The organism is Leptospira stimsonii, from assembly GCF_003545885.1.
Taxonomy (GTDB): Bacteria; Spirochaetota; Leptospiria; order Leptospirales; family Leptospiraceae; genus Leptospira; species Leptospira stimsonii.
This window is the reverse complement of record NZ_QHCT01000002.1, coordinates 474,616-501,143: the sequence shown is the minus strand read 5'-3', so window position 1 is coordinate 501,143 and position 26,528 is coordinate 474,616. Positions and strand designations below refer to the sequence as shown.

Annotated in this window: 18 protein-coding genes and 1 pseudogene; 11 read left to right on the top strand and 8 right to left on the bottom strand. The window is 43.7% G+C overall.

Features of this window, described 5'->3' with window-relative positions; all coding sequences use genetic code 11:
* Nucleotides 1-459 precede the first annotated feature (459 nt).
* The gene (locus DLM75_RS10475) at nt 460-1,785 is read left to right on the top strand and encodes an SBBP repeat-containing protein (RefSeq protein ID WP_241547878.1); all 1,326 of its coding nucleotides are present in this window, start codon (nt 460-462) and stop codon (nt 1,783-1,785) included.
* A gap of 555 nt (nt 1,786-2,340) precedes the next feature.
* Here DLM75_RS10475 and DLM75_RS10470 read toward each other — a convergent pair.
* The 3 genes from DLM75_RS10470 to DLM75_RS10460 all read right to left on the bottom strand — a co-directional run bounded on the left by DLM75_RS10470 (nt 2,341) and on the right by DLM75_RS10460 (nt 4,174).
* On the bottom strand, nt 2,341-3,189 hold the full coding sequence (locus DLM75_RS10470; RefSeq protein ID WP_118968437.1) for a hypothetical protein: 849 nt from the start codon (nt 3,187-3,189) through the stop codon (nt 2,341-2,343).
* A gap of 88 nt (nt 3,190-3,277) precedes the next feature.
* A complete protein-coding gene (gene panD / locus DLM75_RS10465) occupies nt 3,278-3,613 on the bottom strand; it encodes an aspartate 1-decarboxylase (RefSeq protein WP_100784009.1) in 336 nt (111 codons plus the stop codon).
* Nucleotides 3,614-3,640: 27 nt separating this feature from the next.
* Complete coding sequence (locus tag DLM75_RS10460) at nt 3,641-4,174, bottom strand: type II toxin-antitoxin system antitoxin SocA domain-containing protein (RefSeq protein ID WP_118968436.1); 534 nt, start codon at nt 4,172-4,174, stop codon at nt 3,641-3,643.
* Between the two features lie 18 nt (nt 4,175-4,192).
* On the opposite strand from DLM75_RS10460, the gene lipB reads away from it, so the two are divergent.
* From lipB to DLM75_RS24655, 7 genes and pseudogenes are all read left to right on the top strand, one after another.
* Nucleotides 4,193-4,840 (top strand): lipoyl(octanoyl) transferase LipB, encoded by a 648-nt coding sequence (gene lipB / locus DLM75_RS10455; RefSeq protein WP_118968435.1) that lies wholly within the window; start codon nt 4,193-4,195, stop codon nt 4,838-4,840.
* Between the two features lie 51 nt (nt 4,841-4,891).
* Nucleotides 4,892-6,013, top strand: a complete 1,122-nt coding sequence (locus tag DLM75_RS10450) for an LIC_12071 family protein (protein ID WP_118968434.1) — start codon at nt 4,892-4,894, stop codon at nt 6,011-6,013.
* A 10-nt stretch (nt 6,014-6,023) separates the two neighbouring features.
* Entirely contained in the window at nt 6,024-6,938 is a 915-nt protein-coding gene (locus DLM75_RS10445; RefSeq protein ID WP_118968433.1) for an STAS domain-containing protein, read from the top strand.
* Nucleotides 6,939-8,534 (top strand): murein biosynthesis integral membrane protein MurJ, encoded by a 1,596-nt coding sequence (murJ, locus tag DLM75_RS10440; RefSeq protein WP_118968432.1) that lies wholly within the window; start codon nt 6,939-6,941, stop codon nt 8,532-8,534.
* A gap of 10 nt (nt 8,535-8,544) precedes the next feature.
* On the top strand, nt 8,545-8,766 hold the full coding sequence (locus DLM75_RS10435) for a DUF167 domain-containing protein (RefSeq protein WP_118968431.1): 222 nt from the start codon (nt 8,545-8,547) through the stop codon (nt 8,764-8,766).
* Between the two features lie 22 nt (nt 8,767-8,788).
* Nucleotides 8,789-9,229 (top strand): annotated as a pseudogene (locus DLM75_RS25010) (hypothetical protein); the annotation flags it as partial.
* A gap of 48 nt (nt 9,230-9,277) precedes the next feature.
* The gene (locus tag DLM75_RS24655; protein ID WP_429945457.1) at nt 9,278-14,743 is read left to right on the top strand and encodes an LA_1737 family protein; all 5,466 of its coding nucleotides are present in this window, start codon (nt 9,278-9,280) and stop codon (nt 14,741-14,743) included.
* A 95-nt stretch (nt 14,744-14,838) separates the two neighbouring features.
* Here DLM75_RS24655 and amt read toward each other — a convergent pair whose 3' ends face one another.
* Nucleotides 14,839-16,977, bottom strand: a complete 2,139-nt coding sequence (amt, locus tag DLM75_RS10425) for an ammonium transporter (protein WP_118968430.1) — start codon at nt 16,975-16,977, stop codon at nt 14,839-14,841.
* A gap of 438 nt (nt 16,978-17,415) precedes the next feature.
* Between amt and ald the strand changes: the two genes are divergently transcribed.
* On the top strand, nt 17,416-18,534 hold the full coding sequence (gene ald / locus DLM75_RS10415) for an alanine dehydrogenase (protein WP_118968428.1): 1,119 nt from the start codon (nt 17,416-17,418) through the stop codon (nt 18,532-18,534).
* Here ald and DLM75_RS10410 read toward each other — a convergent pair.
* Complete coding sequence (locus DLM75_RS10410) at nt 18,531-19,202, bottom strand: LuxR C-terminal-related transcriptional regulator (RefSeq protein WP_118968427.1); 672 nt, start codon at nt 19,200-19,202, stop codon at nt 18,531-18,533. The two genes, ald and DLM75_RS10410, sit on opposite strands and share 4 nt — an antisense overlap.
* Before the next feature lie 26 nt (nt 19,203-19,228).
* Entirely contained in the window at nt 19,229-22,378 is a 3,150-nt protein-coding gene (locus tag DLM75_RS10405; RefSeq protein ID WP_118968426.1) for an ATP-binding protein, read from the bottom strand.
* A gap of 326 nt (nt 22,379-22,704) precedes the next feature.
* Here DLM75_RS10405 and DLM75_RS10395 point away from each other — a divergent pair, with 326 nt between their 5' ends.
* Both DLM75_RS10395 and DLM75_RS10390 read left to right on the top strand, forming a co-directional pair.
* Entirely contained in the window at nt 22,705-23,577 is an 873-nt protein-coding gene (locus DLM75_RS10395) for a helix-turn-helix domain-containing protein (RefSeq protein ID WP_118968424.1), read from the top strand.
* A gap of 70 nt (nt 23,578-23,647) precedes the next feature.
* Nucleotides 23,648-24,091: a DoxX family protein gene (locus DLM75_RS10390; protein ID WP_118968423.1), complete on the top strand. Its 444-nt coding sequence runs from the start codon at nt 23,648-23,650 to the stop codon at nt 24,089-24,091.
* Between the two features lie 485 nt (nt 24,092-24,576).
* On the opposite strand, the gene DLM75_RS10380 is transcribed toward DLM75_RS10390, so the two are convergent.
* A complete protein-coding gene (locus tag DLM75_RS10380) occupies nt 24,577-25,575 on the bottom strand; it encodes a patatin-like phospholipase family protein (RefSeq protein WP_118968421.1) in 999 nt (332 codons plus the stop codon).
* A complete protein-coding gene (locus tag DLM75_RS10375; protein ID WP_118968420.1) occupies nt 25,572-26,336 on the bottom strand; it encodes a lysophospholipid acyltransferase family protein in 765 nt (254 codons plus the stop codon). The genes DLM75_RS10380 and DLM75_RS10375 overlap by 4 nt, the downstream gene beginning before the upstream one ends.
* Nucleotides 26,337-26,528 lie beyond the last annotated feature (192 nt).

The following is a 26,528-nucleotide window of genomic DNA, read 5'->3' as shown; positions in this document are numbered from 1 at the left end:
TCTAAAAAGAATTTTCCAAAAATAGAAGATTTCGAGTGCAATGCTTGAGTCATGGAGCGAACGAGTTTCAAGGAAGGAAAAGTCGGTTCGATTTTGTTGGCGTTTGAAGTTGGATTGAAGCGTCTCTTTTTTAAGAACTGTAGTTTATGCCGTTTTGTAGGAGGTTGATTCCTTCCCAAACAACTCAAATTCATAGAAGTTGACTCTGAATCGTTGGAGAACGTTGCTTTTCAGTAAGAGATTGCTCTGATTCAAGAGAACGTTTGGTGCGGATTTCTTTCCTTGATTTTCAGGTGAAGAACCGTTGCGTTTGAGCTTTCTCTAAGTAGGCGTGCAATGATTTTTTTTAAGTTTCGTATATTCAGATTGTGGAATATTGTCTTCTGTTTTTCCTCTTTCTTTCTTTTTCATTGTGCGATTCGTTCCAATAACCTCTGCGATCCAAGCGGAGAATTGTTTTTGAAAACCGCAGTTTTTAAAATTCTTCTGCAAGATCCGACTTCGTTTTGTGGAACGAGTCTTTCCATTTCTACAAAACCTCCGGTCATCAATAATACCGGATTGCGACAATGGTCCACACTTTTGGGTGTTGCGGGCGCAACCACGAATTCGTTCGGTGTTGCTTCGGACGATTCCGGAAACGTTTATGTCAGCGGTTTTTCAAACGGGAATCTGGACGGACATCCTTTGGTCGGGCTTTTCGATATTTTCGTAGCGAAATACGATAACGTCGGAAACAAACTTTGGAGCCGTACTTTGGGTGTGGCCGCTTCCAATACTTCGGTAACCGGCGTCGTTTCGGATTCTACGGGTAACGTTTATTCTACCGGTAAAACAAACGGAAACTTGGACGGGCAACTCCTTTCGGGCATCCAAGACCTTTTCCTCGTCAAGTATGATACCTCCGGAAACAAACAGTGGACCCGTCTTTTGGGAGCGCCCGGCACACAGACTTCCTCCAATGCGGTGGCGCTCGATTCTTTGGGTAACGTTTTTGTCGCAGGGGATGTGAACAATAATTTGGACGGTCAGGTGATCACTGGGAGTCCGGATCTTTTTGTCGTAAAGTATGACAGCGCGGGAAACAAACAGTGGACGAGGCTATTGGGAGCGGCGGGCGCGAATACGAGTGCCTTTGGAGTCGCAACGGATTCTTCCGGGAACGTTTATTTGACCGGGTCCACGTTTGGAAACTTGGACGGTCAGGCATTGACCGGAACTCAGGATCTTTTTGTCGTCAAGTATGACGGAGCCGGGAATAAACAATGGACGAGACTTTTGGGAAGTCTGACCGGTTCTTCTTTGACAGCCGCTTTCGGGATCGTGTTCGATAGAACGTCTAACGCCGTTTATACGACAGGGGCTACGGGAACGAACCTCGATGGACAAACGTTGACCGGCAATCAGGATCTCTTTATCGTAAAGTATGATCTTTCGGGCACTCGACAATGGACCCGTCTTTTGGGCGATCTTGGCGCCACACAAACCGCCTTTGGAATTTCTTCCGATTCTTTTGGAAACGTTTTTGCAACGGGATTTTCCAGCGGAGGTTTTGATGGGAAGCCACCCATCGGAGCTCAGGACCTTTTTGTGGTAAAATACGATAACAACGGAAACAAAGAATGGTCCATTTTAGACGGGGCAGTTGGAGTTTCCAGTACGAATGGAAACGGGATTCGTTCCGATGTATTCGGAAATCTTTACGTCACCGGCTTTACGAACGGAAGTTTGGACGGCTTGGCTCCGATCGGACTCCAAGACTTTTTTCTCATCCAATACAAGTAAGACGATTCTTTTCTTCTCCGGGAAACGCGTTTGGAACTTTATCTTTGATACACTCCTCCTTTCAAAGAGTATTTTGAGAAAGAGAGAACTCCGGATCGGAAAAATTCGATCTACTTTTAGAACCGCTATTCCTTTTCGGAAACATTCTTCTTTTTGAGAATGTAAGAATAAAAACAAAAATCGATAGAAGCATTCGAGTGGATTTCCTGGGAGCCAGGACTTGTTTCTATGCTTTGTGTACGATTTTAAGAAACTGAAAACTCATTTTGAAAAAGCCTGAGTAAGAACGTGAAGGAAGCACGTGAAGGAAGCACGTGAAGGAAGCACGTGAAGGAAGCACGTGAAGGAAGCACGTGAAGGAAGCACGTGAAGGAAGCACGTGAAGGAAGCACGTGAAGGAAGCACGTGAAGGAAGAACGTGAAGGAAGAACGTGAAGGAAGAACGTGAAGGAAGAACGTGAAGGAAGAACGTGAAGGAAGAACGTGAAGGAAGAACGTGAAGGAAGAACGTGAAGCGGGCGGAGGTCCGCCCGAGGAAACAGAGAACTTTGATTCTTAGTTGAGGAGTTTGATTCCCGTAACGTCCACGAATCTTCTATAAACCAATTTGTTTTTTTCTTTCAACGGATTGAAGATCAGAATCACAACTTTGTTGTAAGTCACATATCCTGGTCTATACTCGGTGTAGTGATGAGACATCAGAGTTGTCTTATACTTTGCGTTGTAGATCGTGTAAGTGTGTTTGTTCAGGGAATCGTGAGATTGTTTCTTTCTTTCATCTTCCGTCTGATCCACGAAGTTACTGATCAAAACCTGGTCTTTTTTCGGACCTTGTTCTCCAAAGATCGTAAATTCCAAAGCGTTTTCCGGATGATTGGTAAGATACGTGATGATCTCCGTCAGAGAAGGAATTCCCATTTTTACGGTTTCCCCTCTCGCGATTTTATCATCGTATTCTTTTTTCACCTTGTTGAATTTTTCCTCTCCCCAAACCGACTTCGGTTCGAGTTTCTGAGGCATTAAATTCTGGAAGTTGATCACGAATGTATTGTTTTCGGTATCATAACCTCTCCACTTCGGAAAGGGAACGAGTTCTCTTTTTTCCGCACTTACGGAAGTGGTTTCGTTCACAGCGATCACATAGGCAGAAAATTTAGCCGGGTCAAAGTCGCGGTTCTCCAGTTCCACCATCACATCCAGAAATTCTCCCTTCCCGTTGTCGGAATGTCTTCGGAAGAAGGAAATATTCTTCACGGATAAACGTTCGTCGTAATAGGAGAGGGGATAGTATTCTGTTCCTCCGTCCTTCTTGTTCGGATCGGATTTTTCTGCGTTTTGGCTATAGGATGACTGACCAAGGAAAAGAAGTAGCAGGCAAACAGAGATTCTCAAAAAAGATTTCATAGTTATTCTGGTCCGATGGAATTCTTACTAATTTATATCGGTCTCTACGAGCCGGAAATTAGGTTCGGAAAGTCGTTTTTTGCAAAAATTACCGTTTCCGGTTATTTTCGTCAACGTGAACTACTTTTGGGGAGTAATTAGAGGGAAGTTCTTTCTCTTCCACTTGTGCGTAGGTGATAATAATGACCTTGTCACCCTTCATCCCGAGTCTCGCGGCCGCTCCATTGAGACAAATCTCTCCGGATCCGCGCTTTCCTTCGATGATATAGGTCTCGAAACGGGCTCCATTGTTGACGTTCACAACGGAAACCTTCTCATAGACCCGCATTCCTGCCGCGTCCACGAGATCCATGTCCACGGTCAGACTGCCTTCATAGTTCAGGTCCGCGTCCGTTACCGTAGCCCGGTGGATTTTACCTTTCATTACGGTTATTTGCATCTTAGGGTCCCGTTATTCACTAAATAGTACCTTAAAAATTTTACCGGAGATATTTAAAAGCGTTTTCCGCTTAAAAAAGTGAATTTTGGTATTTAAGGTATCCATGCTGAATGGAATTTCCGCAAAAAGTGGGGAAATGATGTAGTTTTCATAGAGATTCGGATAGACCCGATTCTCGTCGTAGACCGCATTCTTAAAATTTTCCAAAATTTTGCGAATGATTCGTTTCTCCTGTCGATTGAGATCGACCGCCTCTTCTCCGGGATCTCCCGTCCAAACGATCTGAAATCCCGAGATTCCTTTTTCCGTAAGTCTGGGCTTGATATCTATTAGACCGTTTTTTCTCAGATGAAGCAACGCCGACTGAAAATCTAAAGCGCAAGGAGAATCTTCCAAATGGATATAAGTCTGATTTGTGATCAGTTTCGCATTTTTTTGGAAGTAAACCCCGTCCGCGTAGTAGATCAGCTTGGAAAGGGACAAACGGTCCCTTCCATTCGGGGATTTTTGTAGGATAAAAGAGATGACTTCTAAAAGTTTTTCCATATAAAGAATCTTGTGAGAATGATCGAACTGAAAGGAGAATTTCCATACCTTCGTTATGTGGAATTGCAGGAAAAATTTCGCCGATTTCGGAAAGAATGTGTTCTGTTTTTAGAACACGGTCCCACGATCACCGGCGGAATCAATTATAATCTTGAGAATCTCCTCTTAGGGAAAGATTTTCTGGAATCCCAAGGAATTGAGATCCATTTTATCCAGAGGGGCGGGGATTTTACCGCTCACGAACCGGGCCAACTCGTGATCTATTCTCACGTGGATTTGAAAAAACGAAACCTTTCCATTCGCTCTTATCTGGAGAATTTTTTGGGCGCCTTACAAGACGCCGCGCTAAAAACCTGGAATTTGCCCCTTGTTACCGATCCGGATTCTCCCGGACTCTATCTTTCATCCGACCCTTCGAAAAAGATCTGTTCGATCGGCGTGAACTTTAAGTCTTTTTTTACGAGTTACGGAGTCGCGTTTAACGTGAACAACGATTTCAAAGCGTTTCGTTGTATCCATCCCTGCGGTAGAAACTGGTTGGATATGACGAGTGTGGAACGGCTCGGTTTGGATTCCGGAATTTCGAAACGCAGTCAATTTCTTTCCGAGGTTCGAAAGAATCTGAATTCCTTTCTTCTTTCTTCCGAAAACGCGGTTTCTCTCTGAAAAACGCCAGTTCTCCTATTTTATCCTCAAGAGAAAGCCTCTTTTCTTCCGATTGGTTTAAGAGAGGTCAGAAGAGTGAAGATTTTCAAAAGTATATTCTATTTTCTTTTATTGCTGATCGTCTGCGAAGCGGTCGCGCTCGGAGCCGTGGCCTGGTCGTTTTTAGAATCTTCTCTGGCTTCTTTTGAACTCTTAAAGATCGCTTCCGATAACAGAGCCCGCGATACGTTAGGCACTCTTGCAAAAGCCGCGGAAAACTCCGGAGTGGATCGAAACTTCGATGATATGAACTTTGTTTTTAACAGAATGACGAAGTTATCCGAAAAAGACACCGACGGTTATACGATCAAAGAAATCTTTTTAATGAACGACGCGGGAATCGTCCTCGCTCATTCCAATCCGGAATATCTTCAGGAAGATTTGAAAAAGAGAAAACCGGTGACACTCTATCAGGAAGCTCTTTATACAAGGGCATTTCGTCTTCGGAAATGGCAGATCGGTATTCCGGTTCTGATGGGTGAAAAAAAAGAAGTCGTTGCCAAGAGCGGATTTTTTTCCAAACTCGCGGGTTATTTTCCCGAGATTAACGAACCCGAAATTCTTCTTTCTGCCGCCGTCTTTCATCCAACAAAACTCGAACGAGTCGCCGCGATTCATATGATCTACGATCGTGGAAACTTTCGTACCTTTGTTTCGAAACAAACCGAACTCCTCGAATGGTTGGTTCGAAATTATTCTCTGATTGCTCTCGGCGCCGCCTTATTCTTAGAATTCGTGTATCTCCTTTTGACCTTGGGCAATTCCACGAGACAATCGGTTCCTGATTTGAGCTCGAGGCCTCTCGTGGAAAAGGTCTCTCATTCTTCCGAAATGAATGTTCCGGTTCTTGCGAGAAAATCGAGTCCTCTCGATTCTCTTCCGATTCCGGGAACTCTTGGAAAAGAGGAGGCTTCGAAAGTGGAAGAGGTTGTTTCCGCTCCGGTTTCAGTGGCTCCCGTGTTAACGGCGGCACCGATTTCGACTCCGCAAATCGCGTCCGTAGTCACACAACCGATCGAGTCTTCTCCCGTCACACACGCTCCGGTTTCCCATTCGGAACCGGGCATCACGACGGTTCAACCGACGATCGTCCCTTCGAAAGAAGAAGTTTTGGACGCGATCTACTTAGGATAACGATAAGAACGTGGAAATCCGATCCAGACTTTCCGGGAATATTCTCAAGCTCAAGTTGAAGGGGAAACTCGACGCTTCGAGCGCGGAGGATTTTTATTCTTATCTAAAATCGAAATGGGAAGAAGGAACCAGGAAATTTTTATTTTCCTGCGAGGAACTCGAATATATCGAATCCGAAGGGATCAGCGTTCTCGCTCGTTTCGAGAACTTTTTGAAAAACAGAGGCGCTTCTTCCGCCTATTGCGCGTTCAACGAAGAATGCAAAACGTTACTCAGCTTTCTCGGTTTCGGGAAGACGATCGCCTTTTTCGAGGATCCTTCCCGCGCGGAAGAATATCTTTCGATGATCAAAGTTCAGGACGAAAGAAGTTCTAAAAAGGAATCTTCGCCGATTTCCCGGATCAAACGAAATACTCCGATTCAGTTTTATTCTTCCGATAAAAACGTTTCTCCAATTCCTCGTTCCGGTTCCGGCGGTTCTCATTCGGTCTATATTCCCGAAATTCGGACCGTTCCGGAATTCGAAGTCTCTCCTTCGGAAAACTCGGAAACCGAGCCGAAGGAAGTTTCGGTTTCGGAAGTGGGTTCTCGCGAGCACGGACTTTCGAGCCAGTCCCAAAGAAGAGAAGCGTTTTTGGAAGAAGAGGAAACCCATTCTTCTTCGAAGCCGCCGCTTTCCAAGGAGCAAGAATCGAGCGCCCCCGAGGAATCCGCGTCTTCGTCTTATTCTGCCAAAGTAGTGCTGGAAGAGGCGATTCAAATCGAAAAACGTTTTCCCAAAAGAATCATCTATTGTGGTGCTTGTAGTAGTCGTATTCGAGTTTCCAAACAGGGAAGATACCAATGTCCGGCGTGTCAGATTCAGTTTGACCTAAATGCCATGGGCGGAGTTCGATACCTAGAAAAACTTCTAGGAAACCTTTAGTTGTCCAACGCCGCCTCGCGAAGTATCGCCCTTTCGTTTTATACGTTTTTATCCAGAATTCTCGGTCTTGTGAGAGATCATTTTATGGCCGTTTCCTTCGGAACCGGCATGGTCGCCTCCGCATTTTCGGTCGCTTATCGTCTTCCCAATATGTTTCGGAATCTTTTGGCGGAGGGAACACTTTCCCAATCCTTTATGCCTCTCTACGCGGAGTCCGGTAAGATCAGCGAAGAAGAAGCCAAGGTGATGAGCGGGGCCGTTCTTTCCTTTTTGTTTTTCGTGCTTTCGCTTCTCGTCGGAGTGATGTTTTTGTTTTCCCCCTTGTTTCTTCCGATTCTCGTGGGAGGAACGAAAGAATATTCTAATTTAGTAATAGAGCTTACCTATATCCTCTTTTTTCTGATCGTCACCGCGAGTCTTTCGGCGATTTTTATGGCGATCTCGAATTCTAAAAATCGTTTTTTTGTTCCTTCTCTTTCCCCGATCATCTTAAATCTAAGTTATCTTTTTGTCTTTATCGGTTTGTTTCCGTTTATCTCAGATCTTCACGACAGGGTGATCGTTCTTTGTTCGGCGATCGTTACGGGAGGTTTGATACAATTTCTCGTGCAGGCCTGGTTTGTTTGGAAAAAGGGAGATCTGCCTAAGATCAATTGGAATTGGAAACATCCCGCGATCAAAAAGATCTTTCGTTTGATGATTCCCGCCGCGTTAGGAGGAGGGTTTTATCAACTGAGTCTTCTTGTGGATATTTTTCTCGCGAATTGGGTTCAGAATCACAATCCGGGTTTGGGTGCCGTTGTCAGTTTGGATTATGCGCAGAGGCTCGTTCAACTTCCAACCGGAATCATCGGAGTCGCACTTGCCACCACGATTCTTCCCGCTCTTCTTCAATCCTTAAAGAACGAACGTTGGTCCGAGGTAGGAACGGAATTGTCCGCGGCTCTTGAGTTCGCGATCTTTCTAACGGTTCCCGCGGCGATCGGGATGTCCCTTTTATCGGGTCCGATTTTGGATTCGATTTATTTCGGAGGAAAATGGGATCATCTTGCGACTCACACGGCGGTTTTACCTTTGATTTTCTATTCGATCGCGATTCCTTTTTTTAGCATCAATAAGATTCTGATCTCTTCGTACTACGCGTTTCAAGATACAAAAACCCCTCTGAAAATTCAGTCGGCATCGTTTACGATCAATATCATCTTGAATCTTTCCTTAGTTTGGTTTTTAAAGCATTCGGCGATTGCCCTGGCTTCTGCGATCTCCGCTTCGATTACGTTTTTCTTACTCGGATTCCTCTTGAAAAAACACAGAGTCGAATTCCCTTGGTTTTCGTTGTTGAAAAAAGTTTCAAAGATGATTCTTCCTTTTTTTATTTTGGGAACGTATTTGATCTTTCACAATTTATTCTTATATTCACCGATTCTAAACTACCTAGAAGAGGGTGGTGTGAGTTATGCACAAGCGTCCCGAATCAATCTTTGTCTCGTAATTTTTCCCGCGATGATACTTTTTTTCGTTTCCAGTCTTGTTTTCCGGGTGGAAGGGATATACCTTTTGGTGGGCAGGTTTCGCAAAAAACATCGGGTCGCCTAACCGCGTTCGTATGAAGTTTACGGTTCAAGTAAAACCGAACTCAAAAAAAGTCTTTCTCAGAAAAGAGGAGGACGGTTCCATTACGATTGCGGTCCGAGAGCCCGCTCTGGAAGGGAAGGCGAATCAAGCCGTGATCGAAGCCCTTTCCAAAGAATGGAAGATTCCAAAAAAAAAAATTCGGATCCTTTCCGGAGAAAAAGGGAAACGAAAAACGGTCGAAATTGATCTTTAAAACTACGATCCGATTCAATACGATGCGAAATTTTTTATTTCTACTCTTCGTCTTTATTTGCCCAAGCCTTCTTTGGTCTCAGACGGAAGATCCTTTCGACGAACTCGTTCGCGAAAAAAAGGAAATTTTCGGAAGTGAGAAGGAAGAGAAATATTTAGTCAGAACCGGTTTTGTGGATATAGAGGACTGGCCCGAACATTTTTCCTGGCACGCTTTCTGGATCGTTCGAAAAACGGATTATCCAAAATTTAAGCAGTTTCGAATATTCCCAATTTATAATTCTCTTGAAGCGAAGTCCGGCAAGGCCTCGAAAAGTTATCTTTTCCCGATTTATAGCTATCGGAGTCTGAATTCGGAAGGAATCGAAGACAATACCTTTTTTTCCCCTTTATTTTATCGAAGAACGGTGCAACCATCGGGCGGTGGAACGGGTTATCGGGAATCGACAAACTTCTATTGGTTGGGATACAACTCGAGTTCTTCGGGGCCCGGCTTTGAAAAAAGTTTTTCGATGGTACCCGGCTTTTTCCCCTTGTTCACGAGAGAAAACGAGCTGATCAACGGAGTTCGATCTACTTCTACGATGTTTCTTCCCTTGCTCCTTTTTAACAAAGAATCTTCGGAAGAATCGAAGACCACTTTCGCCGTTTTTCAATGGGGTCATGATTTGGAAAAAAAGTTCTTTCGAATTTTTCCTTTGCTCCATTATTCTTCTGAAAAAATCAGAGAAGATTATTCGTTCACATTTTTTCCATTCTATCATCAATCTCGATCGAACAGAGAATCTAGGACGTTTTCGATTTATTCTCCGATCTGGTTTCAAGACGAAGAGAAGACGAGCGATTCTTATTCCGAATTTTCCTTTAGTCCGATCGGTTGGTATAAGTCGAAAACGGTTTCCTTACAATCGGAAACTTCAAAATTCTTATTTCTTCCTTTGGCTTTGTATTTACAGGAAAATGGAGAGAATTCTAAGATTCGAAATTTCCTTTTGTTTCAGTGGGGGAAAGAGAAGGACTGGAGTTACTTTCGAGTTTTGCCTTTGTTGTATTGGTCGGGATCGAAAGAACAAGAGGATTCTTTTTTTACTTTTTTTCCTCTCGTCTTTTACAAACAAAACTCCTACTTCAATCTATTTCCGTTCTTTTTTTCTTGGAAGGAAACAAAGGATCAATCCGGATACGCGGGGCCTTTCTATTATCATTCGGAGTCTTCCAATCAGAAAACGAACTACGTGTTGAACACGTATGTAAAATGGGAAAAAGAAAGAGGTTATACCGAAATCATCAGCGCCCCGTTTTTTTTCTATCAGAAAGAATCCTATCTTACGTTGTTTCCTTTGTATCACCACAATTACGACGAAGGAGAATTTACTCAGTTTTTTCTCCCGCTCCTTTACCATAAGGATGCAAAAGATTATTCTGAGAATTTCGCGGTCAATACGTATTGGAAGAGGGACAAGGACGGTTTGGCGGCGCTTACGGTTTTTCCGTTTTGGTTTCACAAAAGAAACGAGTTCGCTCATTTATTCCCCGTGTTTTTTTCTTGGGAGAATTCCAAGGATGATTCGTCCTTCGCAGGACCATTTTATTATAGGAATAAAACTTCGAATTCCTCCGCAACCTACGTCCTAAACACGTATGTGGAATATCAGAAGAACGAATTAAGCACATTTACTATTTTTCCGATTTGGTATTTTAAGAAAAAGGAATACAAACATTTGTTTCCGATTTATTTTTCCTGGATGGAAGGAGAAAGAGCGATCAATCGAGCCGGGCCATTCTTTTATCAGTATCGATCCGAAGAAGTCTATCACGACTACTATTTGAATACGTATTTCAAGAGAGAGCGTGGGAAAGGGATCTCGGAATGGATCTCCGCTCCTATTTTCTTCTATAAAAAAGATTCTTATCTTACGGTCCTTCCCCTTTACCATCACAACTATGACGGAGACGATTTTAGCCAGTTTACGCTCTTGCCGCTTCCGATGTATCGACATACTCGCAAGCAAGAATCGGAAACGTTGCTTTTGAACGCGTATTGGAGCAAGGACACAAAGGGAGAATATGCATCCTCTTTTTTCTTTCCGTTTTATTTTCACAAAAAGAATTCTTATCTTGCGATGCCGTTGTTACTCTTTTTGTACACACGGTCGGAATCCGAGACACGAACGATCGCACCTTTTTATTATCATTCCTATTCGCAAGCCGAAGACGAACTGTTTTTCCTCGGTTACCATGAATACGGATCGAACGATTCTTCCTTTCAGAGATTCTATCCGTTTTATTTTTCTTCCGAAGAGAAAAGCGGAGAATCTTTCTTAGGTTTGGCGGGTTTGTATTATCAGTGGAAGAATTCTGCGGGCGAAACGACGACGAGAACGATTTTACCTCTACACTACTTTCAGAAAAATGAATATAATCTCTGGTTGCCTTTTTATTATCGTTTCGGAGGAGACGATCGTGATTTTGTTTCCTTTAGCCCCGTTCACTATCGACTTCGTTCCACAAACGTGGATCGAGACTGGGCCTTGCTCTATTATTCTTCGGAGAATCGAGAGGAAAAGACGAGTTCCAACTTTGTGGTTCCAATTTATTGGCAATGGAAGAATGCCGATTCTCGAGGAGATATATTTCTTCCCGCCTATCTGAAATACTACGAGAAGAATAAGAATTTAGAGCTCTACTTTGGAGGAATTTCGATTTCGCAAACGGGAGGAAAGTTCGACGCGTCTTTGAAGTCGAGCGCATCCGGAAAAGAGTTTTATGTGGATTTGGATTACGCATTTGTTTATAATCTTTTTAGCGTTTCCATACGGAAGGAACTCTCCAATCCGCTCACTTTTTTTGACGAAGAGAAAGCGGAGACTCCGGTTCCGATCGCTCCACAAGCAAAGAATCGGAAAAAAACGGATGGAAAAAAGGACGTTCGAATCGCGGTCGTGGGAGAAGAGAAGGGACAGAGTCCTTCCCCGGACGGATCGAACTTCGGTTCTTACAAAAAATTGGCTCGGGAGAATTCAAGAAATTATTTCGGATGGGAAGCGTTATTTGGAATTGCAAGTTATCAGTCCGGAGACGAAAAAAAGCATTTTCGAATTCTGCCACTCGGTTGGTTCACTTGGGGTAAAAATAACGAGGACAAAATTTTCGCATTTCCCCTTCCGTTGCCGACTTTTTGGGGAACGATCGGGGACGAATCCTATCGTGTCGTGTTTCCACTTTACGCCGAACAAAAAAAAGGAAACGACTTTGTCCGTTCTCTCGGAATTTTTCTTTTCGTTATGGAACGGGAAAAGGATCGAAATGAATATTCGGTCCTATGGCCGCTCATCCGTTATTCGAAATCGAAAGAAGAAGTCGCTTATCGTTTTTTCCCTTTTTTCGCGCATAGGGAATCCCCGTCTTCCTTGGAAACCAAGAGTATCTTCTTTTATCGAGCGAAAGAGAAGAATGGAACGTACGAACATTCTTCTTTCCATGGAATTTTATTTCCGTTTTATCAAGCGTCCGAAGATACTAGCCATTCGGGTTCCAATAGCAACGGCTCCGGTTATAGTTTGTTCTTTCCGTTTTATTACAGAGACTATGAGGATCGTGTAAGCGGCGGAGCGCCCGTTTTAAAGGAACGAAATCTTTATACGCCTCTGTTCTTGTATTCTTCCGCCGAGGACTCCACTTACAAAAGAAAGAGTTCTTTTTTGTTGAGCCCGTTCTATTATAGTTCTTCCGAGGAAGGGATCGTATTCAATAAACGGAATGTTTCCGAATTGAATATGGTTCTTCCGTTCCCATTTCTTTTTTGGGGCAAGGAAAACGAGGAAGAATATCGATTTATTTTGGGACATTATCGTTCTTCTTCTCCGGAAGCTTCTTCTTGGAATTTCCTTTTATTGACCGGCGCTTCGAGATCGAAACAAAACGAGAAGGAAGAGGTCTCCACTTTTTACGCGTTCCCTTTCTATTTCGGTAAGACGATCCGGGAGGGGGAGGAATGGAAGTTTCAGTCCGATACGATTCCGTTTTTCTATTCTGCGAAACGAACTCCGGATTCCTACGACGCAACATTCGCTTTGATTTTCAGTTATAAAAAGAATTCGGTCACCCAGGACGAACAACTTTTTCTCCCGCCGATTCTTTATCTCGCAAAGGAGAGAAATTCGTTCGGGCAGATCGATTCTACCGTTTATTCTCCGTTTTATTACCATCGAAGTCTGAAACAAGGTTCTTCGAAACTAGATACTTTTTCGGATAACAACTTTTATACGATTTTTCCGGTTCCTCTTTTCTACACGTATGAAAGCCTTACGGGTGGTGCAAATCCTACCGAGACAAACGGTTGGGTTTGGTTGTTCTTGGCGAACATGGATCAGAAAACTCTTACCCTCTCAAAGAAGGAAAGTTTTGAGTTTAGAGTTCTTCTCGGACTTTTAGGAGGCTATTCCTCCGAGTCTTCACCTAACCTAAAAAGTCGAGCCTGGAATGTTTCGTTTTTCTTTTTTAGGAGTACGACGGAGGAGAATGGAATTCAGATTTATTCTTCCAGCGAGATTCCGATTCTATATTCGAACGTGGAGACTTTGACTTTCTCTGAAACGAAATTTTTACTTTTAGTGGGAAAGAAAACGGATCAGAAAACGGGACTCAAACGGACGATGGCCTTGCCGTTCTGGTATCAAAAGGAAGAAGTCGTTCGAAAAGGATACGTCGACTACACCACCTTCACACCGATCTTTTTTCAGACGAAATCGGTTCAAGATGGTACGGAATCCAATTTTTATACAAGCCGCTTTTATCCGATTCTTCCATTGCCTTTGCTCTACACTTTTGAGGAAAGGGTTCGTGAAGAGAAAGTAAAAAAGGATACCTGGGGATTCGATTGGTTATTGTTAGCGAACTATAAAAATACGCAGTATCTACATAACGGTTCGGAATCGACCTCGTTTAAGGCGGCTCTTTCGCTTTTCGGATATGAGAAAAACGGAATGGACGGTGAGCATGAAACGAGTTCCTATTTATTTCCTCTTTTCTTTTATAAGAGTTCGGATCACAAGGAATACGACTCTTATCGGTGGATCGTGCCGATCTTGAGTTATCGTAGTTTTAACGAAAGCCAAGGAAAGATCCGTTCTCATACGAATCTTCTCGGAATTTTTCTGAATTACAAACGGGACGACGAAATGGGAACGAGGAGTTTATTTCTTTTCCCGTCACTTTATTATTCGAGCGATAGAAGCGGAGCCGAAAAAACATACGCATTTTTTCCGTTATTCTACTATTCATCGAATGATAAAAATGAATATTCGCTCTTTCTGACATTTTTTTATTCCGGACAGGATGCGATTTCGAGACGGAGTAATTTTCTCTATTTGGTGGATTATGAAGTCCACTTTCAAAGACAAAGAAAGGAGTTATCCTTATTTTTGGGTGCGTTTCATTCCGAATTTGAAAAGGATCGAACTCGCTGGTCCGTGTTAGGCGGAGTTTTAGCCGGCTATGAATCAACACCCCAGCTTACGGATTGGAATTTTCTTTGGATTCATTATCTCAATTCCCCGCAGGAAAGAATTCAGAATTTTCTTCCGGTCTATCGATACAGCGAAACGTCGGAAAGTTATTCTCTTTTGCTTCCGCCGATTCTTTCCTATCATTCAAAGGATAAGGAAGGCTCTTTGACGTTAGGCGGTCTTTTCGGGTTGATTTACTACAACAATCGGTCCGAAGTTTTTAAGGAGGAGTCCACAAAAATTTTGGGTGGCCTCTTTTATTTTTCGGAGTCAAAGGCGGAGAGGGGATTTCGAAATCGAGGAATCCTGGGCTTTCCGGCGATCGGCGGTTTGATTTGGAATCACGAATACGAAGCGCAGACCGGTTACGAAAAAACGTCCTTCTTTAAGTTCATTTATAGTAGAACGACGACCGTGAAAGGAGTAACAATCAATAGAGTACTTGGAGTTGACTGGTCAAGACTCTTTTGAGTAGCGCAAAATTCTGAAATGAAGGAGCGAAAATAATTATTTCTAAACCTGCGAAACGTAAAAACTGTTTTGAATGGCCGGGGTTTTTGGTAGCGCTAATTTTCCTTTTGTTTCCAGTTGATTCCGATGATCGAAATATCGTCTTGTTTGGCGACTCCGGATAAGAACTTTTCCTGTTCGTTTAACAAAGAGTCGATCCCTTCCCGAAGCGTTTTTGAATTCAAAGACTGAACTATTTTTTCCACTCTATCCTCTCCGAATTCTTCTTTTTCGTTGTTCCATTGTTCTACGAGTCCGTCTGTAAACAGGACCAGCTTCGAATTGGGTTTGATTTTGATCTCATTCGAAGTGTATTCCGTTTTAGAAATCGCTCCTACGATTCTTCCCGTTTTTTCCAGTTTTAGGATTTTGTCTTCGAAGATCAGATACTGGGGAATATGACCCGCTGAGGCGTATCGTATGTTTCCTGAATTCGTATCGATGTCCAAAACGATACAAGTGAAAAATTGATTCAAGTTTTTGAATGTATGTAAGAATTCGTTGTTAAGATGGTATAAAATTTCAGTTACGTTGTAGATTCCGCGTTTCAAGGACTCATAGATCGCTTTGATCGCCATCGTGATGAGAGCCGCTTGCACACCGTGGCCCGTCGCATCCGCAAGAAAGAATCGAGTCAACCCGGGTCGCAATTCCATGATATCGAAAAAGTCTCCCCCGACCTCGCTGAGTGGCAGATAACGTATGATGATTTCCAATTCTCCGATCGTCCTGTCCTTTTGAGAAAGGATTCCTGATTGGATTTTTTTAGCGGTGGAAAGATCGTTCTGAATTAGGTTGAGGTTTTCTTCCAATTGTTTGGTGAGAATTTCCTTCTCTTTGATGTTCATCCGAATTCTTCCCAGTACCGAATTGTATCGCTCCGCGATCTGACCGACTTCGGTGAACGGTTCGATCGAAAGATCCTTGCTCAAATCCCCGGTTCTCTTTTGGTATTCCATCTCCAAAAAAAGATCGATGAGTTCAGTCGTGGCTCTGTGTTCGGTATAGTTTAAACCTTTTTGCTCGTTTAATTCAGAAACTCGAAATTTAAAAAAATGATTTGCCGCGCCTAAAATAAGATAACTCAGGCCGAAAGCAAGAACGCAACAAGTGAGGATCCCGATTCCCTGTGTTTGAATTTGTTCCCAGCGCGTAAGACCTGTTCCGAGTATTTCCAAATTACCAAAAAGACCGACCGCGAATGTTCCCCAAATTCCCGCCGCAAGATGCACCGGAATGGCGCCCACAGCGTCGTCGATTCGAAACCGATCCAGAAGGCTTCTCGTTTCATACATGATGATTCCTGCGACAAAACCGATACAAACGGAATCGATTGAGTTCACCGCGTGACAAGAGGCGGTGATCGCGACAAGACCGGCTAACGCACCGTTCAAGGGAAGAGTGGCTTCCGCATACTGGAGTCGGATCCAACCGTAAATAAGCGATGCGGCCATACCGCTCGCCGCGGCAAACATCGTGTTGACGATAATTTTAGGAACTGCAGAGGTGAACGCTAACGTGCTTCCTCCGTTGAATCCGATCCAACCGAGCCAGAGGATCAAGGTTCCGAGCATCGCGAGCGGGAGATTGTGTCCCGTGATATAACGCACCGATCCGTCCTCGGCGTATCTTCCCGAACGATTTCCTAAAAGTAACATCGCCGCGAGTCCGACCCATCCACCCACGCTGTGAACGACTGTGGATCCCGCAAAATCGACGAAGCCCATTCTTCCAAGCCAGCCCGTAGCCGTTTCCCAATTCGATAAATCCTTCCCCCAAACCCAATGGCCGAAGATCGGATAAATGATCGCGGAGATCACGACGGTAACAACGATATAAGCTCCGAACTTCATTCGTTCCGCAACCGCCCCGGATACGATCGTCGCCGCGGTTCCGCAAAACATAAGTTGGAATAAGAAGAAAACCGCGATCTCCGGATGAGCCGTTGAAAATTCCGGAAAGAAAGAATCGGATCCGATAAAACCGAAGACGCTCGTTCCAAACATAAGACCGAAACCGACGGAGTAGAATATGAGAGTGGCGATTCCGAAGTCGGTTATATTTTTGATCGCGACGTTGATCGAATTTTTCGTCCTTGTAAGCCCCGATTCAAGACAAAGGAAACCCGCTTGCATAAAAAAAACAAGTCCGGAGGAAAGTATGATCCAAAGTATGTCGAAATTTGTCTTGGGCATCTACGTCTTTTGTCTTTCAGACGAATAAAGTTTGCAAGAATCATTTTAAGAAATTCGTTTTTGTTAGAGATTCTTCTCTTTTTTAAATCAAAGAAGGAACGTTATGCGGTGCTTACAAATAAGGCATTCTGATTTTTATGGAATCAGAAACGTTAGTTTTAAAGCCGGAAGGAGGTTCTTCGAAACCGTGTTCCATAAAGGATGTTTTCCTCGGTTTTTCCTTAAAAAGAAACGAACCGTTCCTTTTTAAGGAAAAGAATATTCAATATACTTAAAATATGATCTTGGTCTTTCTCTGGTTCTCCCAATCTCTTGGACAAAAAGGCGATTCTTTTTGTCCGGGAACGTCGTGAACGGATTAAAAGCAATTGCAAGAATGCGGCAAACATCGGAATCTTAGGCGATTCTATCCAATTACAAAGAAGAACGAGAGAAACTATGAAGATCGGAATCCTAAAAGAAATCAAGGTCGCTGAAAATCGCGTCAGCATGACTCCTGCCGGGGTGGAAGTTTTAATACATCACGGGCATACGGTTTTCGTAGAAAAGGGAGCCGGTTTGAACAGTGGATTCCCGGATTCGGACTATACGGAACACGGAGCGGAGCTTCTTACCGAGCGAACCGATATATTCAAAAAAACGGATATGATTCTCCACGTAAAAGAACCGCAACCTTCGGAATATTCTCTTCTGCGGGAAGATCAGATTCTTTTTACGTATTTGCATTTAGCCGCTTCGAGAGAATTAACTCTCGCTCTTATGAAAACGAACTCGATCTGCATCGCATACGAGACGATTCAAAAAGCGGACGGTTCTTTACCTCTTTTGATCCCGATGAGTGAGATCGCAGGAAGAATGGCCGCTCAAGAAGGCGCCCGTTATTTGGAGATGATTCACGGTGGAAGCGGTGTTCTTTTGGGTGGAGTTCCCGGCGTGGAGCCTGGAGTTGTCGTCGTAATCGGAGGAGGGATCGTTGGAACGAATTCGGCGAAGATCGCCTGCGGCTTAGGCGCGCGTGTTTATATCTTGGATACGAACGCGGATCGGCTTCGTTATCTTTCCGAGATTATGCCGAGCAATTGTATCACCTTGTCTTCGACTCCTTCTAAAATTCGCGAACTTTTAAAAATCGCCGATGTCGTCATCGGTTCGGTTTTATATCCCGGAGCGAAGGCTCCTCGACTTGTGACTCGAGAGCATCTCAAGACGATGAGGAAGGGATCGGTTTTGATCGACGTCGCGATCGATCAAGGAGGATGTTTCGAAACTTCCGTTCCGACCACTCATGAAAATCCGATCTACATCATAGACGGAATCATTCATTATTCCGTCGCGAACATGCCCGGCGCCGTTCCAAAAACGTCGACGCTTGCGTTAACGAATGCGACTCTTCCGTACGTATTAGAAATTGCGAATTTAGGTTGGAAACAAGCGGCGCTTTCTTCGGAGGCGATTCGAAAAGGACTCAACGTGGTTCGCGGTAAAATCACCTATAAGGCGGTTTCGGAGGCGTTTGGAATGGAATATACGAGCGTAGAGTCCGTTCTCGATTCTTAATCTTTTTTCTCTCCCAAATTCGAGCCACCCATCGGAAGCAAGCCGATATCGGTCGCTTTTTTTACCAGCTCCGCTCGATTGTGAACATTCAATTTTTTGTATATGTTTTTCACGTGGTGTTGAATCGTGTATTTACTTACGCCTAAAAATTCAGCGACACGATTGATCGTTTTTCCGGTCACCATATGGTCCAGGATTTCCTTTTCTTTTTTGGTCAACTTGACCCCGTTTGCGACTTTCTTTAATTTAAAGCTGTTGAGCACTCGGAACGCGATTGTGGGTGTGATGATGGCTCCTCCGCGTAACACGGTGTCTATGACTTCTATGATATCCTTGAGTTCGGATTTTAGAATGTAACCGATCGCGCCGTAACGCAAAGAATTGTAGATGAGTTCATCGGAGTTCATGTTGCTCAACATGATTTTATTGATCGAAGGATCTCTTTCGGAAAGTTTCCCCGCGAGGTCGACGCCGCTCATTCCAGGAAGAAGAATATCCAAAAAGATAATGTCTAACGTTCTTCCTTTTGTGTCTTTCCAAAAGGACTCGGCCGATTCCCAGTGAAGGATTTCTTCAACGCCGGGTACGGATTCCAAAACTTTTAGGATCTGGTTTTTGTAGTTCTCGTCGTTTTCTACGATGCCGATTTTGATTTTGTTTGTTGTCATGTTTTTCCTATCGCGGTTTGCCGAAATCAGATCGAATGAAAACGATTGGCTTCGATTTTTAGGTCGATCGAATATATGTTTTGCAGAAGAGCCATTTCCATTCTTCCGTCCAACTTCACGATTCTTTCGATCAAGTTTTCGGTGCCTCTTCCGGATCGACCGTTTGTCAATTTGTAAGCCGACTCCGAACTCATTCTCATCCGAATTTCCTTATCTTTGAGCGAGAAATTCCAATTGGAAACTCCCTTTCCGTATTTTAAATCGTTGTTGGTGACTTCGTTGATAATTCCGAAAAATTCCATAAGACTCGCTTCGTCTTTATAGGAATCAAAAATCTCTAAGAGTTCGTCGTTGTATTGAAATTCGATTTCTCTTCCCGCGTCCGAATAACGTCTGAGAAGGACAAGGTTAACGCCGGTGATAAAATTTTCCGAGACAAGATTGAGATCCTCGATCTTGAGCATTTGTTCGCGTAACATTCCGATCGATTGATTTACGGTCCCTTGGATTTTTTCGAAGAGGTTTCGATTCGGTTCGATCGTTCCGCTCAGAAGTTCTTCGGAAAGAAATTTGAGATCGATCAGTTTCGCCCCTAAGTGATCGTGAAGATCGATGTTGATTTTTTGTCTTACTTGTTGAATCGCTTCTCGTTTTTCGCTTTCTTGTAAGAGCCTGTCTTTGTGACCCTGGACCAGTTCGAGTAAATTGTTGACTCGGTTCATCAGTTGTTCGAAGTCGAAAGGTTTTACTAAGTAGTCGTTCGCGCCTGCGTTGAGCGCGGCGATCAGATCGTTATCTCGATTTTTTGCCGAGACCATGAGAATCGGTAACTCGATCGGACTCCAACGAGTTCGAATTTCTCTTGCAACTTCCAATCCGGAAAGGCGAGGCATCATCACGTCCAAGATTACCGCTTGAAAGTCCGAATCTTTTTTAAGAAGTTCTAAAGCGTCGATTCCGCTTTGAACCACGAGACATTCCATATTTCTGAGGGATAAATAATTTTGGATCACTTCCAAGTTTACCGGTTCGTCGTCCACGACGAGGATACGAATTTTATCGTTTTCTACGAGTTTCTTTTCCCTTTCCTGATGATTCGGTTGCAACGAATCGTTTGACCTTGAATAGAGATCGGACTCTTTCTCGGATTTTTTTATTTGAGAATCCTGTATGTCCTTACAAATCGGAATCGTGAAGTAAAATCGAGAACCTTTTCCTGGAACGGATTCGACGTTCAATTCTCCGCCGTGTAATGCGACGAGCGCGCGGCTGATCGTAAGTCCGAGTCCGGTTCCTCCCGCGTTTCCTGCATCTCCGGAATGAACTCTTTCAAAGAATTCGAATATTCTTTTTTGTTGATCTTCCGGAATTCCGATGCCAGTGTCCGTTACGCTGATTTCCGCAGTCTCTTCGTCGATCCTTCTCGCGCTCACGACGATTTTACCTTTCTCCGTAAATTTAATGGCGTTTCCGACTAGGTTTTGGAGAATCTGTTGGAGTCGATTTTCATCCGCTAAAAGAGGAGGGAAATTCGGTTCGATTTCGTTTAACAAAATCGTTTTGGAAGGATCCACTCCGACACGGTTTAACTCCAAGGTAAAATCTGCGGCCTGTTTGCTGTCTACGGGAATTCTTCTCAAATTGAGATCGCTGTGTTTGAGCTTCGAAAAATCCTGTATGTCGTTTACCAAACTCGAAAGCCTTTCTCCGCTGGAAACGATCATTCCCAATTGTCTTTCTATGAACGGAGAAAGGTCGCCTCCGGCTCCTCTTCTCAGGGAATCAGCGATACCGATGATTCCCTGGAGCGGAGTTCGAAGCTCGTGGGAAGTTGTCGCGAGGAATTCGTCTTTGAGTTTGTCCAAGGAAATCAATCGAACGTTAGAGTTCTGCAAATCCGCGCTGAGTTTTTGAGATAGATGATAAGAGATCGCGAATTGTTTGGAGATGATAAAAGCCTGTGCGATAAAAAAGAGAGAGATTCCGTAAGAAATAAAATAGGAAGTATTGATGACCATATTTGCATAAAGGAGATCGTTGATGACGATCAAAAAAAGAAGGATACAAATGGAGAATCCGATCCAAGCTCCTACTCGTTCGTTTCGGATCGCTTGGATCAGAACAAAAACCATATAGAAACATTCTATAAAAACGAAAAGGCTAAAGACGGGAAGGGTTCTCGAGTAAAACGAAAGATCCGTAAACAGAACGATCAAGGATAAGATCGAAAAAACGGTACCAAAGAAGGCGGCGGCCTTTTTATGAAACTCGTTCGGGAACATGGAACGTAAGAAAAGCGCTAAGATAAATCCGCCTATATAAACGGAAAGTAACTCGAGCCGATAGCTAAGATTGAAATCAAAGTTCGGGAACAGAGTGAATAGAAGACGTTCCCCCGTAAGTACGATTCTAAGAATCGCGACGAGACCGATCAAGGCAAAGTAAAAATGGGAGAGTTCTCGACGCAAAAGCGAAAAAAGACTAAAATGATATAAGACTCCGATAAACAAGCCGCCTGTGATAAAGAGATCCAACCAAATGGTTCTTTCGCGAAGAGTGAACAATTCCTTCCGTGGACCAAGTAACACCGTTGCCCAGACTCCGGCTTTCGAGTGCGCGTAGTTGGAAACTTCCAGTACGATTTCGTTTTCTTTCTCTAAACGGATCGGTCCGCTTACTCCGGGACGATACAAGGGGCTACTTGTTTCCGGAGAGATTCCCACTGTTCCGCTGGATAGAACCTTTACTCCGTTCACATAAAGGTTGTAAGCCGTTGCCGCTTCCAACATCTTAATCGCCAGGTCGTCTTGCGGTTCATTGAGTAGAACGCGCATTCGGTAGGTCGCATAACCGAAGCCGGGATAATTTTTTCCTTCCTTGGAGTAGTTGGTCCAAGAATCCGGAACGTTAACGAAGTCCCCCGTTTGCAAACCATTCTTATCGTTTGTTTCCGTTCGTGTTGTGTTCGAAAGTTGATTCCAAAAAAATTCCCATTCACCGTCCAGACTCAAGTGACCTTGAGAAACGAAGTCCCAGTTCGACCTCAGGTCTAAAATTCCATGAAAGACTTGGGGAGGTTTTTTTGGGATGAGAATCCGTTCACAGAACGTGAACGTTAAAAAGAATAAAATCGATAATCGAATGATTTTTCTCGATCCATTCTTCGTGGCAAACATAAGGATTGTCTTATCGAAGGAATCGGAATCGGGAAACCATTTTCTTTTTTTTGGTCATAATTCCGGATTCGAAACGAAGGATGCTTTCGATTTCGTATTAGAATGCTAGAGCGAACTGGAATTTAGCCGTATTTGATTTCGAAACGCCACTCGTTCGAGGGAGAAGGAACGGATGTAGAAGCGACTCGAAGAACCTCTAGGAGCAACAAGGATTTCATTTTCTTCCAAGACCGACGGTTTCGTCTTGGGAATGCCGTTCTGAAAAAGAAAGTTCCACATTCTTCCGGATTGCATTTTTTCGAGATTCTTCTTTCCTTGGAAACAGAATGTCAAAGGTCGATCCTATTCCTCCGCTTCTTCATCTTTCCGATGTAATCGAAGAGAAGGTAGAACCCCTTTTTTATGCGGGGCGCCTGGAAGATTTGCCTCCGAGCTTTCGCGAATACGATAGTTCTCACAGACATACCTATTTCGCCCTTTTCTTTTTCTTAGAGGGAGATGGGACACATACGATCGACTTTCAAGAATACACAATCCAATCCAATGCGCTTTTCTTTTTAAAACCCGGTCAGGTTCATTCTTGGAAATTCACAAAACCGGTACGAGGATTTGCACTCAAAATCTCTTCCGATTTTTTTTCGGACCAAGGCGAAAACCCTTCGGCACTCAGGGAATATCCGTTCTTTCAGTTTGCGCAGAGTTCTCCGAAAATTCAAATCGAAGATACACCGCGATTGAAATCCGATTTTGAACGATTGATTGAAGAGAAGGATTTTCGTTCTGAAAAAAAGATGCTTTTGATTTTGGCGCAAGTCATTCTTTTACAGGCAAAAAAAGAATATGATTTGCAACAGGCGTGTGAGCTTCTTCCCGATTCCACAATCGTCGCCTTTCAAAAACTCTTGGAAGAAAATTTTTTAAAGGAAAGAAATACATCCTATTATTCGAGAAGGATCGGTATCGCTCCGAACACTCTCAATCGAATCTGCCACGAAGAATTGGGAAAGTCCGCGAAGTCTGTGATTCACGAACGAATCACCCTGGAAATCAAACGTCTGCTTTTACATTCGAATTTGAATATTACACAAATCTCATGGGAATTGGGTTTTACCGATAACGCGTATTTCAGCCGTTATTTCAAATCTCAAACCGGAACTTCTCCCGAAAGATTCCGCGACTCCGGACGAAAAACACCATAAAATATAGAATCCGTCCATTTACATTTTCGTTTTCATTTTCTATAGTTTCCTTATATTAAAGGAGATTGAAATGATCGAAAAGTTCTTTCAAACGGAATCGAGCTGGATCTTAACTTTCGTAAGAATTGCACTCGGACTGGTAATGCTTCCGCACGGACTTCAAAAATTATTCGGATGGTTCGGAGGTTTCGGATTGAGTGCAACGATGGGTTTTTTCCAGTCACAGGGAATTCCATCGGTGATCGCATTCCTCGTCATCTTAGCGGAATCTTTTGGAGCGCTCGGTTTGATCTTGGGATTTGCCACAAAACTTTCCGCGTTCGGAATCGCGCTTACGATGATCGGCGCGGCCATTTTTGTTCGGGACAATGGATTCTTTATGAATTGGTTCAACACGCAAGCTGGAGAAGGATTCGAATATCATATTCTCGCGATCGCGATGGCATTCGCGCTTCTGATCGGAGGTGGTGGAGCCTTGTCTTTGGACGCTCTGATCAGCGAAAAGATCAAGTGAGAATTTAGGAAGGTTTCCGATTTTGGGACCGATATTTCTTCCCGAAATCGGAAATCTCCTACGTTCCTTTTCTACAAACGGATCGTTGTTTTGTTACTTCTATGAACAAAATTGCTAAATAGAATCACGCGGCCGGAGGGAGGAATCGGGCGATTCCGACCAAAGTGGCCAAAATGTCGGAGCGTAAAGAAGTTCGTCTTTGTTCCTGAAAATGATTGGAAAGAATTACAACGATCTTACAAAAAAGTTACGACTCATTCGTCCATTTCCAAAAAAAGCCGGGAACCGGAAAACGGAACGCAAGGATCCGAGAATATAGCGGTTTCGGATAACGTGAATACATTCTATGATTCATATTAAGAGGACCGCTTGGCCGCGGAAACATTCGAATTCGAACGAAGGTTGTTGTGCGGCCCGTTTGAAACAAAGAGAGAAGCGAAGGAAGAAGAAACCGCGACCGTTTGTATCGATCGCAGTATCGTTTCTCAAGAATGGTTTTTTTTCTTCGACGAAGATTTGCTTTTTGGAGAATTCGATTGAGTTGCTTTTCCGATTTTTTTTTCGCCTTGGTTCTTATCGGAAAACGGTTTCTTACTAAACTTTTTCAAAAGAAAGGTTCCGATTTCTTCTCCCTTCTTCATTCCTAAGTCCACTGTTTCCTTGAGTTTGGATCCGTTCGTGGTCACGAGAGTCACCGGGAGTTGGTTTTCCGGTGAGATCATATGAATCTGAACTCCCTTTGGAGGTTTTTGAGCGACTTCTCTTGCAACGTTGAAATGATGATGGTGCCAACGGCTCATCAATCGAGCCATCTTCCAGTCCTTTGGAAAGGAAAGAAAACTCGTAAAAAATCCGAAGGGAGGAGAAACTTTTTCAACCGGAGAATTTAAGACAACCGTAATGTCTTTGTATCCCGCTTCGATCAAATCTTCCAAAGGAAGTGGATTGAGAACCGCGGCGTCCGAATAGAGGGTTCCGTCCACTTTGTGCCGTCCTCTTGTCGCAATAGGAAGCGAGGTCGCCGCTTTCAAAAGATCGAATATGTTTGTCGTAGTCGCACGAACGTATTCGATACTTCTCGTATGAAGATTGCTCACGGCGATCCTGAATTCAGGGAGACCGAATTTTTCAAAGTTCTCGGCTGGAAGCGGATATTTTTGTCCGAAAAGATCGTCTACGAGATATTCTTGATCTAAGAATGTTTTTCCTTGGAAGGGATGAAACGGCGAGATAAGTTTTCGACCCGCCAATTCAAAATACCAAATTGCAAGAGTTTTTAAACTTTTTTCCGGCTCCGGTTTCGGCATCGTGACGTAATACGCCGCAGAACATGCCCCGGAGGAAACCGCAACGACGAGGTCGAAGTATTTCGGAGAAAGAATCGTATGCAAAGAATGTAATGCTCCTCCTGCGAAGGCGCCTTTCATTCCTCCGCCTTCCACAAGAAGGGCGCGTTTGTTTCCTTTTGCGAGAGGGATTCTCATAATGCGGAACCTACCACGTTGGATTCTGATTCTTCGTAACTATCGCTCGCACCCTTTTTGTAAGTAAACGGGTAGGTGAGATTTGTAAGACTTGCAATATCGTGCATACGTTCGTGTAAAAATTCTTCCGGATCCTGATTCGGATGCAGGTGTTTCAATTCTCCGATTCGAATCGTAAGTTTGGTTCTTCTCAAAAAACCTCTGGGTTCGTAGTCCAATCCGAGGCAGAGAACGGGAAGGGGGGCTTCCGGTTTGCCGACGATGAACCGAAACGCCCCGGCTCTTCCTCTTCCCATTTTATACGGAACTGTGGTCTGCTCGGGAAAGATCACGAGCATATTACCGTTGTATAATACTTTTCTCGCAAAGAGAAGATCCTTTTTGCTTTTGCGGGGTTCGAGTCTATTCAACGGAATTCCTCCACATTTTAAAAAGAAGTCAAAAAAGATCGGTGCGGCCATAGAATCCTTCATCACAGCCCAGATACTCCAGCGGACTTTGTAGAGCGCTTTGGAAAGGCCCAAAGGAATATCATCGTTTCTCTGGTGTTTGGCGAGTACGAGGACGGTTCCTTCTTTGGGGACGTTGTGAAGTCCGTGGACTTCGGTCTTGTAAAAGAGACTTCCGTAGAATCTTCCGAATCTGTCCAAAATTCTTCGAACCAAATGCGAACTTCCCGGATGTAAGCCAGGTTCCGCATCGGGAGCCTTGTATTTTTTAGGAGAACGTTTGTCGTTTTGGGAGGAATTTGCTACTTTCATATTCTAATATGAGCCAGATTGTCAGAGGAGGTTGCAAAAAAAGAACGATGTTCGTTATTATTTTACAGCCTACATCTCCGCTCCTTTGCTTGGGTTCGGCCGGATCGAGCAAGGGAGATTTTTTAACGAAGTGGAATGAAACATTCTATATTCCGGATTTTCTTTTGTGTTTCGGTTTGATCGCCTCTTATC

Excerpts from the sequence above, each read along its gene's own strand:
- DLM75_RS10470 (WP_118968437.1), bottom strand. The coding sequence starts at position 3,189 with ATGAAATCTTTTTTGAGAATCTCTGTTTGCCTGCTACTTCTTTTCCTT.
- panD (WP_100784009.1), bottom strand. The coding sequence starts at position 3,613 with ATGAAAGGTAAAATCCACCGGGCTACGGTAACGGACGCGGACCTGAAC.
- DLM75_RS10460 (WP_118968436.1), bottom strand. The coding sequence starts at position 4,174 with ATGGAAAAACTTTTAGAAGTCATCTCTTTTATCCTACAAAAATCCCCG.
- lipB (WP_118968435.1), top strand. The coding sequence starts at position 4,193 with ATGATCGAACTGAAAGGAGAATTTCCATACCTTCGTTATGTGGAATTG.
- DLM75_RS10435 (WP_118968431.1), top strand. The coding sequence starts at position 8,545 with ATGAAGTTTACGGTTCAAGTAAAACCGAACTCAAAAAAAGTCTTTCTC.
- DLM75_RS24655 (WP_429945457.1), top strand. The coding sequence starts at position 9,278 with ATGGTACCCGGCTTTTTCCCCTTGTTCACGAGAGAAAACGAGCTGATC.
- amt (WP_118968430.1), bottom strand. The coding sequence starts at position 16,977 with ATGCCCAAGACAAATTTCGACATACTTTGGATCATACTTTCCTCCGGA.
- ald (WP_118968428.1), top strand. The coding sequence starts at position 17,416 with ATGAAGATCGGAATCCTAAAAGAAATCAAGGTCGCTGAAAATCGCGTC.
- DLM75_RS10410 (WP_118968427.1), bottom strand. The coding sequence starts at position 19,202 with ATGACAACAAACAAAATCAAAATCGGCATCGTAGAAAACGACGAGAAC.
- DLM75_RS10405 (WP_118968426.1), bottom strand. The coding sequence starts at position 22,378 with ATGTTTGCCACGAAGAATGGATCGAGAAAAATCATTCGATTATCGATT.
- DLM75_RS10395 (WP_118968424.1), top strand. The coding sequence starts at position 22,705 with ATGTCAAAGGTCGATCCTATTCCTCCGCTTCTTCATCTTTCCGATGTA.
- DLM75_RS10390 (WP_118968423.1), top strand. The coding sequence starts at position 23,648 with ATGATCGAAAAGTTCTTTCAAACGGAATCGAGCTGGATCTTAACTTTC.
- DLM75_RS10380 (WP_118968421.1), bottom strand. The coding sequence starts at position 25,575 with ATGAGAATCCCTCTCGCAAAAGGAAACAAACGCGCCCTTCTTGTGGAA.
- DLM75_RS10375 (WP_118968420.1), bottom strand. The coding sequence starts at position 26,336 with ATGAAAGTAGCAAATTCCTCCCAAAACGACAAACGTTCTCCTAAAAAA.